Genomic DNA, 16,562 nt, shown 5'->3' with positions numbered 1-16,562 from the left:
GCTTACTCCCCCGCCACGCGAATGGCGACGTTCTTGGTGCGCACGTAGCTGTACAGCGCCTCCTGGCCCTTCTCGCGGCCGAAGCCGGACAGGCCGACACCGCCGAACGGCGTCTCGATGCCGCCGGCATACCATTCGTTGACGAACACCTGGCCGGACTTCAGGCGCCGCGCACAACGCATGGCGCGGCTGATGTCCTGGGTGAAGACCCCGGCCACCAGGCCGAAGGCGGTGCCGTTGGCGATGGCGATGGCCTCTTCCTCGCTGTCGAAGGGGATGATCGCCAGCACCGGGCCGAACACCTCTTCCTGGGCGATGGCCATCTCGGGGCGCACGTCGCGGAACACGGTCGGGCGCATGAAGTGCCCGGCCCGGTCGCCGAAGCGCTCGCCGCCGGTGGCCACGACCGAGCCCTGTTCGATGGCGCGGCGGCACAGTTCCTCGATGCCGGCCAGCTGGCCGGCACTGATCACCGGGGTCAGGTCCGGGTTGTCCTGGCCGAGGCCGACGCTCAGGTCCTCGGCCAGCTCGACCACGGCCTGGACGATCTCCTCGTAGATCTCGCGCTGCACCAGCAGGCGCGACAGGGCCGAACAGACCTGGCCGGCGTTGAAGAAGATGCCGCCCTTGACGCTGGCCAGCAGCTGGGCACGGTCGACGTCGGCGAAGGCGATGGCCGCCGACTTGCCGCCCAGCTCCATGACGCTGGGAATGGCATGGGCGGCGGCGGCGCGCAGGATGGTCTGGCCGGTCGGCACCGAGCCGGTGAAGACGATCTGGTCGACCTTGGCGCTGCCCACCAGGTGCGTGCCGACCTCGCGGCCGCGGCCGCAGATCAGGTTGACCGCGCCCTCGGGCAGGCCGGCCCGGGCAATGGCGCGGATCAGCACGCACATGCCCAGGGGCGACAGCTCCGGCGACTTGATCACCACCGCGTTGCCGGCGGCCAGGGCCGGGGCCAGGGAGCGGGCGCAGATCGACACCGGGAAGTTCCACGGCACGATCTGCGCCGACACGCCCATGGGATCGTAGAGGGTGAAGTCCATGTAGCCGTCGCCCAGGGGGATCGAGGTGCCCTCAATCTTGTCGGCCATGCCGGCGTAGTACTCGAAGTAGCGCGCCGCCTCGATGAACTCGTCGCGAGCGTCATTCAGGCTCTTGCCGTTCTCCTGGCACAGCACCCAGGCGCCCTCCTCGGCCACCGCGCGGATCTCCTCGGCGATACGCAGCAACCAGGTCACCCGTTGCGCCGGGCGGGCGCGGGTCAGCTCGCCGCTGTCGGCGCAGCGCCGTGCGGCAACCAGGGCGCGCTCGGCGTCGGCGACCGAGGCCTGGGCGATGGTCGCCACCGGCTCGGCGGTGCCGGGGTTGTTCACGGTCAGGCGCGACTCGCTGTCACACCACTGCCCGTCGATATAGTTCAGCCAGTGCTCGGCAATCGGGTACATGGCGACCTCCTCAGGCGTTCTGGGCGACGGCCAGCAGCTTGCGCGCGGCCCACTGGTGGAAGTAGTGGGTGGGAATGTCCATCTCCGGGGAGAAGGCGCCGCCGCCGTAGCCGGGCGAGTGACGGCCCTTCTGCATGCCTTCGACCGAGGCGATGTCCTCGGCGAACACCACCTTCCAGGACTCCAGGATGGCGTTGCGGCAGGCGGCGTACTCGTCGCCCAGGGCCTCGTCGCCGACGTAGAACAGGCGCAGGTGCTCGATGGTGCGGCCCGGCGCGACCGGCTCCAGCTGCATGGCGAAGGCGTGGTCGGCCTGGATGCCCAGCAGCACGTTGGGGAAGAAGGCCACGTACTCGGCGTTGCGCAGGCGGTCCTGGGGCCAGCTGGGGAACTGCGGCAGGTGGGTGCCGGCGACGTCGGAGAGGTTGTAGGCGTAGCTGCCCTGGCCGGCGAACTGCTCGTCGAACAGGATGTTGTAGTGGTCTTCCAGGCGCGAGTAGGTGTTCAGGCTCGGGTGCACCCAGGGCAGGTGGTAGGCCTCGCAGTAGTTCTCCACCGCCAGCTTCCAGTTGCAGGCGATGTCCAGGGTGGTGGCGTCCATGTGCGGGCGGCGGCGCATCAGGCCCATGCCGTCCTCGCCGAGGAACTGGCTCCAGCGTGCGGTCAAGGGCGCCAGCATCTCCTCCAGCGGCTGCGCGTCGCCGGACAGGTTGACGAACACCATGTCCATCCAGATGGCGCTGCGGATCGCCTTCAGGCCGTGCTTCTCGCAGGCGAAGCGCTCGTCCTTGTGCTTGTCGATGCCGCCGACGTGGGGCGTGCCCTTGAGACCGCCGTTGAGGTCATAGGTCCAGGAGTGGTAGGGGCAGCGGATCACGCCCTGCACGGTGCCCTCTTCTTCCACCAGCTTCATGCCGCGGTGGCTGCAGACGTTGTGGAACACCTGCACCAGGCCCTCGCGGTTGCGCATCAGCAGCAGCGGCAGGCCCATGAAGTCGACCGGCTTGACCGAGCCGTTCTGGCTCAGGTCGCTGGCGAAGCCGACGCAGGCCCAGGTCTTGCCCATGATCTGGTCGCGCTCCAGCTCGAACAGCTTCTGGTCGGTGTAGAAGGCGTTGGACAGGCCGGTGGCCTCGTGGATCGGCGCGAGTACGGTTTCCAGCTGATGCACTGGGATCTGCTGAGAAGTGGCTTGGGTCATTGTTGTTCTCCCCTGCTGGGCACGGTTGCTGACAATCGGCAGGCGCATGGGCCTGGCTGTGTTGGCGGCGAGTTTCGGCAAACAGGGGATTGTCCGACAAACGATTTTTACAGGGCAATTAATGAGTTTTAATCACAAATAGTCGGAACCGACAGAAGACACTCTATCGCAGGCAGAGTCTGGCTCAGGACGGATCAAGTCATGCCTAAAAGTCATCAGTCCATGACCACAAATGGCTTGCTGGGAGGGGGACGAAAGCGCACCTTGTCGCCCCGAAGGATCGCAGGCACCGGCCTGCACTAGAGCCTGTACCGCGCCACGGGCGTCGGTCAGGCTCCGACGCCCTGCCCAACACCCGTGGCAGGACGCTCGCCCGCCAGAAGACTCCCGGGACAACCCAGGCCGCACGCCTGAAGCCGTACCGGGCGGGGCCGAACGGCTCGCACCAGCGACACCCACGGCCTGCCCAGGCGCGAGCGCTGAACCGCTCGGAATACCGACAACAACGCCGCTCCATGCACCACTGCCGCAGGCCACAAGCCCGCGGCAGTGTCCGTTCCGGCTCGGCCTCAGGCGTCTGTCGAGGGGAGCACGACGTCGGGGGACGACGGCAGTTGTGCCATCAGCCAGTCGCGAAAGCGCTTGACGCTCTGCCGGCTGGAGGCGCGCCCGTGAGGCTCCAGCAGGCAGAACTGCGCATCGGTGTTCAGGGCACTGGCGATGGGCCGCACCAGGGCGCCGGTCTGCAGGTGATCATCGATCAGGTTCGACCAGGCCAGGGCGATGCCCTGGCCGCTCAGGGCCGTCTGGATCAGCATCGAGTAGCTGTTGATATTGATCCGGTGCCTGGGCTTGGGGGCCACCAACCCCAGGCGCTGGAACCATTCGGGCCAGCCGATCCAGTCGCGCTGCGGGTCGTCCAGCCACAGCCAGGTGCAGCCGGCCAACTCCTGGGGCTCCTGCAGATCCGGATGCTTGGCCAGGTAGCCCGGACTGCAGACCGGGAATACCTCCTCGGAAAACAGCGGGGTCACCAGCATGTCCTTGGGCGGGGTGCGGCAGTAGTACAGGGCCAGATCGCAGTCCAGCCGGTTGAAATCCCTGACATGGTCGTAGGCGACGATACGCAGGTCGATCCCCTCGTTGTCGCGCTGGAACTCGGCCACCTTGGGCAGCAGCCACAGCGAGGCCATCGCCGTGCTGGTGACCACGGTCACCTGCTGGGCGCCCTGCCAGTGGCGGATCTGCCCGGTGGCATGGGCCAGTTGCTGCAACGACTCGCGCACGGTCTCGTAGTACTGGCCGCCGGTCGGAGTCAGGTTGATTGCCCGGGTGGTGCGCTCGAACAGGGTCTTGCCCAGGTAGTCCTCGAGCAGGCGCACCTGGCGGCTGATGGCGCCCTGGGTGACATGCAGTTCTTGGGCAGCCAGGGTGAAGCTCAGGTGGCGGGCGGCCGCCTCGAACGCCACCAGGCTGTTGAGCGGAGGCAGGGGCTGGATTTTCATGCAGGCAAGGTCACGCTGATCTTTTGGTTTTATCGCGCCAGTGTAGGGCCTGGCTCCGCCCAAGCCCAGGCCCGCGCGCCCCGCCTAGCCGCCCTGCCCCCCCGCCTGCGGCGCGGCGACGGCTGGCTCGCTGGCGAGGTACACCTGGTTTTCCTCGCGGATGCGCCGCGCCTCCTCGTCGTAGAGAAACGGCAGGAACATGTAGCGCTGGCCACGGGTGACCTGGGTGGCCTCGTGCAGCAGGCTGCAGGAAAACACCACCGCGCCGCCGGGTGGCGCCGAATAGAGCGCCGGGCCGAACTCGGGAAAGCGCAGCTGGCCGCCCTCGTACTCGCCGGTGTTGAGGAACAAGGACACCGCGAAGCGCCGATGGGCGGTGCCCCGGGTGGTGTTGTCGCGGTGCGGGCGGAAATGGCCCTGCTCGCTGGCGTCATAGCAGCCCACCAGGTAGCGCTCCATGCGCGTCACCCGGAACTGGAAGGCCTTGTGGATCTCCGGCACCAGCCGCTCATGGATGCGCCGCTGGCAGGCCTGGCGCAACGCCTCGTCCTCCAGGGTGCAGTCGCGCCGGCTCTTGTGATCCTGACCGAGCACCAGCACGGTCTTGTCGCCCTGGTCCTGCATGAAGCCGGACGGCGCGCCGCCCTGCTTGCGGTAGTAATCGATCAGCGCCCGGCACAGCTTGGGTTCGAACACCCGCGGCAGCACCAGCACCGGCGCCTGCATAGCCGCCGGACAGGCCGCACCGACCGCCGGCAGGCGCTCGAGCAGCGTCAGCAGCTCGGCCACATGGGCCTCGGCATCATTGCCGAACGGCAGCACGGCGAGCACCCGCAGCTGCGGGTCGAGCACGTAGCTGACCCGACGGTAGCCGCCATCCGCCTGCACGGCGCCGTACAGGGCGCTGACCTGGCGCTCGAAGTCCCAGAAGTAGCGGATGCCCGGCACCAGGCTGGCGACCCGCTGCCGACGCTCGTCCTCGGGATCGACCGAGACGCCGAAGAAGCACAGGTTGTCGTCGTCGAAGCGCCGGCGCTGGGCCAGCAGCAGCTGCAGCACCCGGGCACTCAGGGGCTCGGCGGCCGAACCGAAGAAGCACAGCACCATATAGCGCCCGGCGACCGTATCGAAGACGAAACGCTCGCGGGTCTGGCTGCGGCAGGTGAACCAGGGGGCGGGCTGACCGAGACTCGGGGGTTGGACACTCATAGCCATCGACTCCTGCAGGCGCCGGAGAGCCGCCTGACGATACGCCACGGGATATCCAAGAGATTAGCTGCGCGCCGCCGGATTGCGCGCGGCCCGACCGATGGCGAACAGCGAGGAGCCAAAAAAAACCGGCCCGACACCCGAGGGTGTGGGCCGGCGAAGCACTATCGGGTCGTCGTGGAACCCGAGGCGGGCATCAGCACTGCAATCCGCGCTCGAGCGCCCCGCCCGCAGACGACCGGCTGCAGGCGGGGATGAAACTCATCAGGCCATCTGGCCTTCGACCTTGTCGAACTGGCTCTGCAGGGCCGACTCCGGCTCTTCGGTGAGCAGGCTAACCACTACGATGCCGACAGTGGCGAGGATGAAGCCGGGAATGATCTCGTACAGGTCGAAGATGCCGCCGGACAGCTGCTTCCACAGCACCACGGTGATGCCACCGAGGATGATGCCGGCCAGGGCGCCGTGGCGGTTCATGCGCTTCCAGTACAGCGACAGCAGGATGGCCGGGCCGAAGGCGGCGCCGAAGCCGGCCCAGGCGTAGGACACCAGGCCCAGTACGGTGGTATCCGGGTTGAGCGCCAGAACCAGGGCGATGACGGCGATCAGCACCACGGCACCCCGGCCGACCCAGACCAGCTCGCTGTCGCTGGCGTTCTTCTTCAGCAGGGCCTTGTAGAAGTCTTCGGCCAGGGCCGAGGAGCTCACCAACAGCTGCGAGTCGGCGGTGGACATCACCGCGGCCAGCACGGCGGCCATCAGGATGCCGGCCACCACCGGGTGGAACAGGCTGTTGACCAGGACCATGAACACGGTCTCGGCGTCGGCCAGGTCGGTCTCCAGGTAGCCCACGGCAACCCAGCCGATGGCCAGGGCGGCGAACAGGGTAACGGCGGTCCAGCTCACGGCGATGCGACGCGCGGTGGGCATGTCCTTCTCGTTGGAGATCGCCTTGAAGCGCGCCAGGATGTGCGGCTGACCGAAGTAGCCCAGGCCCCAGCCCAGCAGGGAGAGGATGGCGATCCAGCCCAGCGGTTCACCCTTGGTGTCGCTGAAGAAGGTCAGCATTTCCGGGTTCTTGGCCAGGATCGCGGCATGCGCGGCGTCCACGCCGCCCACGGCATTGAGGGCGAACACCGGCACCAGCACCAGCGCGGCGGCCATCAGCAGGCCCTGCACCACGTCGGTCCAGGCCACCGCGAGGAAGCCGCCGAACAGGGTGTAGGAGACCACGGCCAGGGTGCCGACCACGACGGCGATCTGGTAGTCGAAGCCGAACACGGTTTCGAACAGCTTGCCCGCCGCCACCAGACCGGAGCTGGTGTAGAACAGGAAGAAGGTCAGGATGATCACCGCCGAAATCACGCGCAGGGCGCGGGACTTGTCGTTGAAGCGGTTCTCGAAGTAGGCCGGCATGGTCACCGAGTCGTTCGCCGCGTGGGAATACACGCGCAGGCGACGGGCGACGAACAGCCAGTTCAGCCAGGTGCCGGCCAGCAGGCCGATGGCGATCCAGCTGGCCTCGAAGCCGGCCACCAGGGCGTAACCCGGCAGGCCCAGCAGCAGCCAGCCGCTCATGTCCGAGGCGCCGGCGGACAGCGCCGCGGTGCCCGGGCCGATGGAACGGCCGCCGAGGATATAGTCGGAAAGATTCTGGGTACGACGGTAGGCGACGATGCCCAGCCCCAGCATCAGCACCAGGTAGACCACGAAGGTCACCCCTACAACAAAAACGTTCTGCTCGCTCATCTTGTTGTTCTCGTGTTGGCACGGCTCGGGCCGTGACACTCGTTATTAGCGAGCGCGGTATGCGCTCGCTGCCTGGGAACCGCTGACCGGGCCGCCTGTAGGCGGCTCGGCCAGGGCCGGGTGGGGCCTTTTGGACCCCGCCCTGGGTTTACCGCTTAAACCTCGTCGCCCAGCGACAGCAGCGAGGCGTTGCCGCCCACCGCCGTGGTGTTGACCGAGGTGGTGCGCTCGTTGACGAAGCGCAGCAGGTAGCTCGGGCCACCGGCCTTCGGGCCGGTGCCGGACAGACCGCAGCCGCCGAAGGGCTGCACGCCGACCACGGCGCCGATCTGGTTGCGGTTGACGTAGAGGTTGCCGACCCGCGCCAGGGCCTCGATGCGCTGGGCGGTCTCCTCGTTGCGGCTGTGCACGCCGAGGGTCAGGCCGTAGCCGGTGCCGTTGATGGCCGCCACCACCTTGTCCAGATCGGCCGCCTGGTAGCGGACGATATGCAGGATGGGGCCGAAGTTTTCCTTCTTCAGCTCGTCGATGCCAGCGATTTCGAACGCCACCGGGGCGACGAAGTGGCCGTCCAGGCCGGCCGGCAGGCTGGCCTCGGCGATCAGCTTGCCCTCGCCCTTGAGCTGGGCGATATGGGCCAGCAGGCCTTCGCGGGCTTCGGCGTCGATCACCGGGCCGACGTCGCTCTCGCGCTTGTGGGTCGGGCCGACCTTGAGTTCGGCCATGGCGCCCTTGAGCAGGTCGATCACCCGCTCGGCGATATCGGCCTGCACGTACATCACGCGCAGCGCCGAGCAGCGCTGGCCGGCGCTGGTGAAGGCCGACTGCACGGCATCCTTGACCACCTGCTCGGGCAGCGCGGTGGAGTCGACGATCATCGCGTTCTGGCCGCCGGTCTCGGCGATCAGCGCGGCGATCGGGCCCGGCTTCTCGGCCAGCTGGCGGTTGATAAGGCGCGCCACCTCGGTCGACCCCGTGAAGCACACGCCGGCGACGCGGGCATCGCGGCAGAACACGCCGCCGAGGGTGGCGCCGTCGCCCGGCAGGAAGGCGATCACGTCGGTCGGCAGGCCGGCCTCGAACATCAGCTCCAGGGCGCGGGCGGCGATCAGGCTGGTCTGCTCGGCCGGCTTGGCCAGCACGCAGTTACCGGCCACCAGGGCGGCGGTGATCTGGCCCAGGTAGATGGCCAGGGGGAAGTTCCACGGGCTGACGCAGACGAAGATGCCACGGCCCTCATGGAACAGCTCGTTGCGCTCGCCGGTCGGCCCCTGCAGCTCTTCGCGGCCCAGACGCAGGCGTGCCTGCTGGGCGTAGTAGCGGCAGAAATCCACCGCCTCGCGCACCTCGTCGATGCCGTCCTGCAGGCTCTTGCCGGCCTCCAGGGTGCACAGTGCCATCAGCTCGGCGCGGTTGGCCTCGAGCAGGTCGGCCAGGCGCTCGAGCACGCTGGCGCGGGCATCGATCGGCGTGGCGTTCCAGCGCGGCCAGGCGGCCTGCAGCCCGTCCAGGGCCTGGGCGGCCTGTTCGGCCGTGGCGAACTGGGCGCTGCCGACCACACGGCCGAGCTCGTAGGGACAACGGACTTCCTGGACGCTGCCGGCCAGCTTCTGCCCGTTGATCACCGGGGCGGCTTGCCATTGACGGTCGAGGTGCGGCTGGTAGGCGGACTCGAGTTCGGCCCAGGAGTGCTGAATGTTCATGTTGATGCCTTGGGAGTTTTTCCGCGCGGCGCCAAACAGCGCGGGCGAAAGGGGGATTTTCTCATTGCTGAGCGACTTGAACTTGCGCAACTGCGTCACCGGGTGATCGAGAAGGGACTCGACCGGGGTGCTCGGGTCGACCAGCTGGTGGACGAAGGAGGAGTTCGCGCCGTTTTCCAGCAGGCGCCGCACCAGGTAGGGCAGCAGGTCCTTGTGGGCACCGACCGGAGCATAGATGCGCACGGTCTTGCCGTGCTTCTCCAGCACCGTGTCGTACAGCGCGTCGCCCATGCCGTGCAGGCGCTGGAACTCGAACTCGCGCGGCTGCTGGTGCTCGGCGGCCATGGACAGGATGGAGCTGACGGTGTGGGCGTTGTGGCTGGCGAACTGCGGGTAGATCACCCCACGGGTGAAGTCCGACAGCAGGAAACGCGCGCAGGCCAGGTAGGAGGTGTCGGTGGCTTCCTTGCGGGTGAACACCGGGAAACCGTCCAGACCCTGCACGTGGCACTGCTTGATCTCGCTGTCCCAGTAGGCGCCCTTGACCAGGCGCAGCGGCATCTTGGCACCGAGTTCCTTGCCCAGCAGGGTCAGCCACACCAGCACCGGCAGGCAGCGCTTGGAATAGGCCTGCACCACCAGGCCGAACTCGCCCCAGCCCTTGATGGCCGGATCGCGCATCAGCTTCTCGTACAGCTCCAGGGACAGCTCCAGGCGATCGGCTTCCTCGGCGTCCACCGAGATACCGACGCCCAGCTCGCGGGCCCGGATCGCCAGCTCGCGGACGTTGGCGAACAGCTCGGTGAGCACGCGCTCGCGCTGCGCCACTTCATAGCGCGGGTGCAGCGCCGACAGCTTGATCGACACCGAGGGCTTGGGCCCCGGGCCGACCTGGGGCTCGGCGCCGACGGTGTCGATGGCCTTGCGGTAGTCGGCCATGTACTTCTCGGCGTCGGCCTGGGTCAGGGCGGCTTCGCCGAGCATGTCGAAGGAGTAGGTGTAGCCCTTCTCGCGCTCCGGGCGGCCGTTCTTCAGGGCCTCGGAAATGCTGCGGCCGAGCACGAACTGCTTGCCCATCAGCTTCATCGCCTGGTTCATCGCGGCGCGGATCACCGGCTCGCCGGAACGCTGGATGAGCTTGCCGAGGATGCTCTTCGGCCGGCCGTCGGCGGTTTCCGAATCGACCACCTTGCCGGTCATCACCAGGCCCCAGGCGGCGAAGTTGACCAGCACGCTGTCGCTCTTGCCGAGGTGGCGTTCCCACTCGGCGGCATTGAGCTTGTCGCGGATCAGCGCGTCGGCGGTGGCGGCGTCCGGCACGCGCAGCAGAGCCTCGGCCAGGCACATGAGCATCAGCCCTTCCTGGGTATCGAGGCTGTACTGACGAAGCAGTGCGTCGAGGGTATCGACGGCATTGTCCCGGCTGCGCACGTCTTGGATCAACGTGCGGGCATTGCGGCGGATAGCCTCGATGCCGTCCTGACCGGGATCGGCGAGCTGCAGTAGCTCAGTGAGATAGGCTGCCTCGTCAACGCTGTAGTTCGCGCTGATGACAGGGAAGAAATCGGCGGCCTTGGCGGCAGAGATCCGGTTAAGGAACTCGTCCTGCAAGACGTGACTGGCTTTGAACATCACGCCCATCCTCTTGTGGAGACTGTTGTTGTGAGACCACCGCGCGGTATCGGCTGGCTGGCTCGGTCCGACCACGGACCCAAAGCCAGGCGCACGCCACGCGTGGAGGACGGAATTTAGTGGCAGAACCATGACGGCTTCTTGCGCAAAGCTCTGTATTTTTTGCAGAAACCTATGGGCGCAGGGACGAATCACTCCGTCGTTTGCCTGCAGAGCACAGACAGGCGCAGCGGCTGCCCGGGCTAAAGCGGCCTGCGCCAGAGGCGGGCGCCCAGCGCACCATTCTGGTGAGCGCGGGCGCAATGGCACCCGCGCTTTCTCGGAATCGCCCGCCCTCCAGCGCCCTGTCCGCCCTCACCGCCGGCGCCGCGCCGCCATGGCACTCTTTCTGCATTGCCCCCGCTACAACGATCACTTCGGCAGGACTCGCTCCTGCAAGGCAACGGCGCCTGAACCCACTGCGGCTTTTCGCAGGGCTTCAGGCGTTTTTTTCGGCTACTGCGGGAGACACGGACTCATGAAGTGGCTTACCTACCCCTGCCTATTGCTACTCGGCGCACTGGGCGTCGCCGGCATGTTCCGCACCCTGGTCGGCATGGCCCTGGCCGCGGGCACCCTGACGCTGTTGTCGCCCCAGCTCGCGGCAATGGCCTGGGCAGTGCTGGCCTACCTGGCCCTCTCCAGCCTGTGGCTGCTGTGGCAGGAGGTGCTGCAGCTGCAACGTTACTGCGACGATTCCGCCCGGCAGGCCGGCCAGGCGGCGCCCGGCCCGCTCGAGTGGCGGTTGTTGCTGCCCCTTGGCCGTAGCCTGCAGCAGTGGCTGCATCGCGAGCAGCGCCGTCAGCAGTTGCTGCAACAGCGTCTGGATGAAATATCCCACTCCTCCCAGGAACTGGAGCAAAGCGCCATGCTGGTGACCCGCAACGCCGAAGGCCAGAGCGACGCGGCCAGCATGGCCGCCGCCGCCGTCGAGCAGCTGAATGTGAGCATCGTCCAGGTGGCGGCGCTGGCCGACGAGTCGCGGCAGGCCAGCCTGGCGGCCCGCGCGCAACTGGGCGACGGCATCGCCCGGGTTACCGAGCTGGTGCGTCAGGTTGCGCTCATGGCCCAGCAGGCCCAGGCCACCAACGAGCTGATCCTGCAGCTGCACAGCAATTCGCACACCATCAACGAAATGTCCGGCACCATCCGCGGCATTGCCGACCAGACCAACCTGCTCGCGCTCAATGCGGCGATCGAAGCCGCGCGAGCCGGCGAGAGCGGGCGTGGCTTCGCCGTGGTCGCCGACGAGGTGCGCCGCCTGGCCCAGCACAGCCAGGAGTCCGCGGCGGAGATCAGCCGCAACATCGAGTCGGTGCAACGGCACATCCAGGGCGCCACCGTGCAGGTGGCGGGCCTCAGCGAACTGGCCCAAGGCAGCGCCCACAGCTCGGAGGCGGTGCGCAATCTGCTCGACCGGGTGCAGCAGTGCACCTGGCAATTGACCGAGCAGGTGGACCAGGTGGCGGTCAGTACCGAACAGCAGGGCAAGGCCGTGGCGGAGATCGCCGAGCTGGCCGACCACGTCCGCCAGGGCAATGCCGATAACCTGCGGGCCGCCGACCAGGCCCGCACCATCGCCCACCATCTGGCCCACCTGACGAGGTAACCCCATGGACGGCTTACACGGACTCGCGCTGTACCTGCCCGCCGGAACGGTCGCACTGCCCCTGGCCTTCTACGCCCTGCACCGGCGGACGAAACGCCAGAAGCGACTGCTCATCCAGTCGAATATCCGCCAGCTGACCCTGTTGCGCGCACTGATCGCCGGCTTGCAGCGCCACCGCGGCCTGAGCAACGGCGTGCTCTGTGGCGATGCCGGCATGGGCCAGGCCCTTGCCGAGACGCGGCAGCAGCTGGACCGGCATATCCGCGAGGCCCAGCAGCTCGGCGGCAGTCACCGCGACACCTGGAACGGCCTGATCGATCACTGGTCGCGCCTGCGTGAGGGGCGCATCGACGACCCGGCGAACAATCTGCTCCAGCATCACCTGATCATCCGCAACAGCATCTTCCTGATGGAGGATGTGGCCTGCGAGGTCGACCTGAGCGAGGGCCGCCCCACATTGGGCTACCTGCCCTGCATCTGGCGCGAGGTGGTCCAGGCGGCGGAATGGGCAGGCCAGGCGCGCGCCCTGGGCACCGGTATCGCGGCCGCCGGCAAGAGCAGCGCCGAGCAGCGCGTGCGCCTGCGCTTTCTCTACCAGAAGATTCAGCTGCTGGCCGGCACGGCCTTCGCGACCCTGCAGCGCCATGCCGGCGAACAACCACAGGGCGATCTGTTCCGCCTGCCCGATCGGCAACGGGTGATCGACGACTTCCTGCACTGCATCGAACAGGAGCTGCTCGGCCAGGCGCAGCCGGCAATCGCCGCCAAGGCCTATTTTCAGCGCGCCACCCAGGCCATCGACGAACTGCTGGCCCTGGTGGATACCGCATTGCAGCAACTGCAGCCGCAGCGCTAGGGGGAAGCCGGATGCACCATGCCGCCCTGCCCTTGCCGGAACTCGACCAGGCCGCCCGTATCGCCCTGCAATATCCGCTCGCCGAGCCGATGCCATATAGCCACTATCGCGGCCTGTCACTGAGCAGCCACTTCCAGCCGATCTTCAGCATCGCCCACGGCCGCGCGGTGGGTTACGAAGGGCTGGTCCGCGCCCGCCATGCCGATGGCCGCACGGAGTCACCGGCGACGCTGCTGGCCATGCCGAAGGATGGCCGCGAATGCCTGGAGCTGGACCGCACCTGCCGCACCCTGCACATGCATAACTTTGCCCGCCAGGCCAGCGGTCACGCCTGGCTGTTCCTCAACCTGAACTCGCAGTACCTGGTCAGCGAACGCCCGGATATCGGCTTCACCCGAACTCTGCTGCGCGCGACCGGCCTCCCCGCCCATCGGCTGGTCATCGAGATCATCGAAAGCGAAGTCCGTGATCAGGTGCAACTGAAGCAGTTCATCCGCCACTTCCGGGAGCTGGGTTGCCTGATCGCCATCGACGACTTCGGCGCCGGCCACTCCAATTTCGACCGGATCTGGGATCTGGAGCCGGACATCGTCAAGATCGACCGCCGCCTGATTCAGGATGCCAGCCACTCCGCGCGCGTCGAGCGCATTCTCAACGGCCTCGTCAGCCTGCTCCACGAGGCCGGCTGCCTGGTGGTGGTCGAGGGCGTGGAAAGCGAGCACGAGGCCCTGCTGGCCATCGCGGCCAACGCCGACATGGTCCAGGGCTTCCATTTCGCCAAACCGCAGCCGTGCCTCATCGACCCTACCGGGGTGGCCGAGACCTTCGCCAGGCTGCGACGTGGCCAGCAGTGGCAAAGCGGCAAACGCAGCGCCGACCTGCAGCATTACTCGCGCGGCATCGAAGGCCTGTTCCAGCAGGCCCGGGCCGACTTCGCGGCCCACCAGCAGTTCGCCCAGAGCAGCGCGCTGCTGTTCAGCGATCCACGCACGGTGCGCTGCTACCTGCTCGACGAGGCGGGATACCAGGTGTCGCCCAGCGTCTATCCCCTGCATTACCAGCAGCGGCTGAACCTGCGATTCGCCCCGCTGCTATGCGGCGACCATGCCAACTGGTCGCACAAGCACTACCACTTCCGGGCCCTGAAGCAACCGGGGGTCATTCAGGTCAGCCGACCCTATCTGTCGATCGCGGATTCCCGCATGTGCATCACCCTGTCGCAGACCGTTCATGTCGGCGGCCTGCTGCGGGTGTTCTGCTGCGACCTGGATTGGCAGGATCGGTAGCGGCTACACACCCGCGCCGAACCGGTAGCGCAGCGCGGTCAGCGCCTGAACAGATTGATCAGCAGAGTCAGCGCCAGGCTGACGAGCAGCATCGAGGTCAGCGGGATGAACACGCGGCCGCGCGCCGACTCGATGCGGATATCGCCGGGCAGGCGGCCGAACCAGTGCAGCAGCCAGGGGGCGAAATGCAGCGTGGCGCCCAGCAGCAACAGCGCCAGGCCGGCCAGCATCATCCAGCGCGCCACCGGCCGCCCTACCCCGCTCGACCGAACTTCTGGTCGTAGCCAGAGGGGGTCATGCCGGCATTAGCCAGGCATTCGCGCAGGTGCTTGATCTCCTGCTTGCTGCACTCGTTGCCCTGGTGCGGATGGTGCAGCACGAACTCATAGTCGTTGAGCGTCACGCGAAAGCGCGCCCCGAGGATCGGCTCGACCTTGGCCTCGAGGTGATGCAGCAGCGACTCGACTTCGCGCCAGTGGATATTGCTGCGCAGCGGGTCCTCGAAGATCGAGTACAGGAGATTCTGGTGTTTGTGAGCCATGACACGCCCTCCTCTCGACTGCCCTACTTCAAGGATAGCGGGGCGCGCCGGCTCGGCCCCGGCCAGGGTCCGGCGCGCCACTCACGGCCTAGTGGAACAGGGGCTTGCCGTGATCCAGGGCCTGGTCTACGAGCCACTTGCCATGGGCGATCGAGGCCCGCTGGGCACTCTCCAGCTCGGCGAGATAGAGGCTGTCCACCGGCAGGGGCAGGCGCTTGGTGGTGCGGCCGTCCGGGGTGGTGATGTGACAGCCTCCGGCCCAGGGCGTGGGGATGCCCGGGTGTTCCACGACATCCGCGACGATGGTGTGGTCGCGATGGACGCATTGCATGGTGCTCATGAGACCTACCTCTCTGTTGAAATGCCGCCGTCGGATCGCTACGACCACCGCCCGCGCGTCTGGACCCAGCGGCCGGCATGGGTTCCACCTACAGAGCCGCACGGCGCGCAGTGTGCTTACCGTGCATTGCCAAGGATATAGCACAGGATAGCTGACCCGACGCCGGCACCGACGAAGGACGGCGGCCGGCACCGCCTCAGCCGGCGGGTGCGAAACGTTGCAGCTGCATTTCCTGCAGGCGGCTCAGGGTGCGGCGGAACGCAAACTCCAGGTAACCCTGGGTGTAGAGCTGCGCCAAAGGCACCTGCGCCTCCAGGTAAAGCGGGATACGACGGTCGTAGCACTCATCGACCAGGGCGATGAAACGGCGCACGCCGTCGTCATGCCGGGACAGCTCCGGCAGCCGCCGCTCGCCGGCCTGCACCTGCACGGCCCCATCCTCGGTGCCGCGGGCGATGTAGCCCGGCCGCTGCCCGGCGCTGAGATTCGGCACCTCGCCGAGCAGGATGCTGGAGAAGCGGTCGCACAGGGCGATGAAATCGAGGGCGGCCAGTGGCTGCTCGCACAGATCGGCGTAGCGGCACCAGAGCACGCGCTCGCCATGGCGCACCGCGGAAATACGGCGATGCCCCAGGCTTATGGGTTCGCCGCAGGGCGCCTGCCCCCCGTTCAGGCGCTCGAATACCGCGGCCAGGGCGCTCGGCTGGCCTGGCCGGGCGATCCAGTAACGCGGCTGCGCGGCGCCCGGATGCAGGCGGTGGTCCTGGCCGCCGTCGACCCCGACGACCTGCATATGCCGCTCGATCGCCACCACCGCCGGAACGAAGCGCTGCCGGTTGAACCCCTCGGCGTACAACTGCTGCGGCGCCTGGTTGGAGGTGGCGACCAGCACCACGTCCTGCTCGAACATCGCCTGCAGCAGCCGGCCGAGGATGATCGCATCGCCGATGTCGTTGACGAACAACTCGTCGAAGCACAGCACCCTGAGCTCCGCGCCCAGCTCGCGGGCCAGCGCCAGCAGCGGGTCGGCGGTGCCGCTCAGCTGGAACAGACGCCGATGCACCCAGGCCATGAAATGGTGGAAATGCTGACGACGCGCCGGTACTCGCAGGCTGCGGTAGAAGCTGTCCATCAGCCAGGTCTTGCCGCGCCCCACCGGGCCCCAGAGGTAGACCCCGCGTGGCGCACCCGCGCCCTCGGCAGCTCCATGCAAGGCCTGGTAGCAGTTCTGCAGGCATTGCACGGCCTGCCACTGGGCCTGATCGAACGCGAAACCCCGCTCGACGGCCTGCCGGTAAGCCACCAGAGGCGACAGCTCGCCCACCGCCTCAACGGCCCCGGGGACAGCCGCCTCGTCGAAACAACTCATCGGTTCATTGCGCCTGCCACCGCGTCCACTCGTCGGTGAGCAGGCCGGAAATGCCCCAATCCTCCTCGCGGCTCT

The 16,562-nt window shown here is 67.6% G+C and carries 12 protein-coding genes and 1 pseudogene; 3 read left to right on the top strand and 10 right to left on the bottom strand.

The genetic code is table 11. The features are described from left to right. Positions 1-2: 2 nt before the first annotated feature. The 6 genes from SBP02_RS06015 to putA form a co-directional block, all read right to left on the bottom strand. Complete coding sequence (locus tag SBP02_RS06015) at positions 3-1,448, bottom strand: aldehyde dehydrogenase family protein (protein ID WP_318645488.1); 1,446 nt, start codon at positions 1,446-1,448, stop codon at positions 3-5. A 10-nt stretch (positions 1,449-1,458) separates the two neighbouring features. After that, positions 1,459-2,649, bottom strand: coding sequence for an aromatic ring-hydroxylating oxygenase subunit alpha (locus SBP02_RS06010; protein ID WP_318645487.1), 1,191 nt, complete (start codon positions 2,647-2,649; stop codon positions 1,459-1,461). Positions 2,650-3,218: 569 nt separating this feature from the next. Next, the gene (locus tag SBP02_RS06005) at positions 3,219-4,154 is read right to left on the bottom strand and encodes a LysR substrate-binding domain-containing protein (protein WP_318645486.1); all 936 of its coding nucleotides are present in this window, start codon (positions 4,152-4,154) and stop codon (positions 3,219-3,221) included. Positions 4,155-4,238: 84 nt separating this feature from the next. After that, the gene (locus tag SBP02_RS06000) at positions 4,239-5,363 is read right to left on the bottom strand and encodes a redoxin domain-containing protein (protein WP_318645485.1); all 1,125 of its coding nucleotides are present in this window, start codon (positions 5,361-5,363) and stop codon (positions 4,239-4,241) included. A gap of 264 nt (positions 5,364-5,627) precedes the next feature. Further along, a complete protein-coding gene (putP, locus tag SBP02_RS05995; RefSeq protein ID WP_318645484.1) occupies positions 5,628-7,112 on the bottom strand; it encodes a sodium/proline symporter PutP in 1,485 nt (494 codons plus the stop codon). A gap of 155 nt (positions 7,113-7,267) precedes the next feature. Beyond that, positions 7,268-10,447 carry a bifunctional proline dehydrogenase/L-glutamate gamma-semialdehyde dehydrogenase PutA gene (gene putA, locus SBP02_RS05990; RefSeq protein ID WP_318645483.1) on the bottom strand — a complete coding sequence of 1,060 codons (3,180 nt, stop codon included), beginning with the start codon at positions 10,445-10,447 and terminating at the stop codon, positions 7,268-7,270. Between the two features lie 1,186 nt (positions 10,448-11,633). Between putA and SBP02_RS20880 the strand changes: the two are divergent. The 3 genes and pseudogenes from SBP02_RS20880 to SBP02_RS05975 all read left to right on the top strand — a co-directional run. Beyond that, positions 11,634-12,095 (top strand): annotated as a pseudogene (locus SBP02_RS20880) (methyl-accepting chemotaxis protein); the annotation flags it as partial. 4 nt (positions 12,096-12,099) lie between these two features. Further along, complete coding sequence (locus tag SBP02_RS05980; protein ID WP_318645481.1) at positions 12,100-12,951, top strand: nitrate- and nitrite sensing domain-containing protein; 852 nt, start codon at positions 12,100-12,102, stop codon at positions 12,949-12,951. A gap of 11 nt (positions 12,952-12,962) precedes the next feature. Beyond that, positions 12,963-14,237, top strand: coding sequence for an EAL domain-containing protein (locus SBP02_RS05975; protein WP_318645480.1), 1,275 nt, complete (start codon positions 12,963-12,965; stop codon positions 14,235-14,237). A gap of 38 nt (positions 14,238-14,275) precedes the next feature. On the opposite strand, the gene SBP02_RS05970 is transcribed toward SBP02_RS05975, so the two are convergent. The 4 genes from SBP02_RS05970 to zapE form a co-directional block, all read right to left on the bottom strand. Beyond that, complete coding sequence (locus tag SBP02_RS05970) at positions 14,276-14,482, bottom strand: DUF2905 family protein (protein WP_318645479.1); 207 nt, start codon at positions 14,480-14,482, stop codon at positions 14,276-14,278. 8 nt (positions 14,483-14,490) lie between these two features. Then, positions 14,491-14,778, bottom strand: coding sequence for a hypothetical protein (locus SBP02_RS05965; protein ID WP_318645478.1), 288 nt, complete (start codon positions 14,776-14,778; stop codon positions 14,491-14,493). An 88-nt stretch (positions 14,779-14,866) separates the two neighbouring features. Continuing rightward, entirely contained in the window at positions 14,867-15,118 is a 252-nt protein-coding gene (locus SBP02_RS05960) for a hypothetical protein (RefSeq protein WP_318645477.1), read from the bottom strand. A 196-nt stretch (positions 15,119-15,314) separates the two neighbouring features. Continuing rightward, positions 15,315-16,487, bottom strand: a complete 1,173-nt coding sequence (zapE, locus tag SBP02_RS05955) for a cell division protein ZapE (RefSeq protein WP_404824356.1) — start codon at positions 16,485-16,487, stop codon at positions 15,315-15,317. Between the last annotated feature and the right edge of the window lie 75 nt (positions 16,488-16,562).

Origin of the sequence: Pseudomonas benzenivorans (assembly GCF_033547155.1) — a bacterium.
In the GTDB taxonomy this organism is placed as follows: Bacteria; Pseudomonadota; Gammaproteobacteria; order Pseudomonadales; family Pseudomonadaceae; genus Aquipseudomonas; species Aquipseudomonas benzenivorans_B.
The sequence above is the reverse complement of the archived record's forward strand: the minus strand, read 5'-3'. Positions and strand labels throughout refer to the sequence as shown.

What these genes read in the sequence shown, in the direction of transcription:
- SBP02_RS06015 (WP_318645488.1), bottom strand. Translation starts at nt 1,448, where the DNA reads ATGTACCCGATTGCCGAGCACTGGCTGAACTATATCGACGGGCAGTGG.
- SBP02_RS06010 (WP_318645487.1), bottom strand. Translation starts at nt 2,649, where the DNA reads ATGACCCAAGCCACTTCTCAGCAGATCCCAGTGCATCAGCTGGAAACC.
- SBP02_RS06005 (WP_318645486.1), bottom strand. Translation starts at nt 4,154, where the DNA reads ATGAAAATCCAGCCCCTGCCTCCGCTCAACAGCCTGGTGGCGTTCGAG.
- SBP02_RS06000 (WP_318645485.1), bottom strand. Translation starts at nt 5,363, where the DNA reads ATGAGTGTCCAACCCCCGAGTCTCGGTCAGCCCGCCCCCTGGTTCACC.
- putP (WP_318645484.1), bottom strand. Translation starts at nt 7,112, where the DNA reads ATGAGCGAGCAGAACGTTTTTGTTGTAGGGGTGACCTTCGTGGTCTAC.
- putA (WP_318645483.1), bottom strand. Translation starts at nt 10,447, where the DNA reads ATGTTCAAAGCCAGTCACGTCTTGCAGGACGAGTTCCTTAACCGGATC.
- SBP02_RS05980 (WP_318645481.1), top strand. Translation starts at nt 12,100, where the DNA reads ATGGACGGCTTACACGGACTCGCGCTGTACCTGCCCGCCGGAACGGTC.
- SBP02_RS05975 (WP_318645480.1), top strand. Translation starts at nt 12,963, where the DNA reads ATGCACCATGCCGCCCTGCCCTTGCCGGAACTCGACCAGGCCGCCCGT.
- SBP02_RS05965 (WP_318645478.1), bottom strand. Translation starts at nt 14,778, where the DNA reads ATGGCTCACAAACACCAGAATCTCCTGTACTCGATCTTCGAGGACCCG.
- SBP02_RS05960 (WP_318645477.1), bottom strand. Translation starts at nt 15,118, where the DNA reads ATGAGCACCATGCAATGCGTCCATCGCGACCACACCATCGTCGCGGAT.
- zapE (WP_404824356.1), bottom strand. Translation starts at nt 16,487, where the DNA reads ATGAGTTGTTTCGACGAGGCGGCTGTCCCCGGGGCCGTTGAGGCGGTG.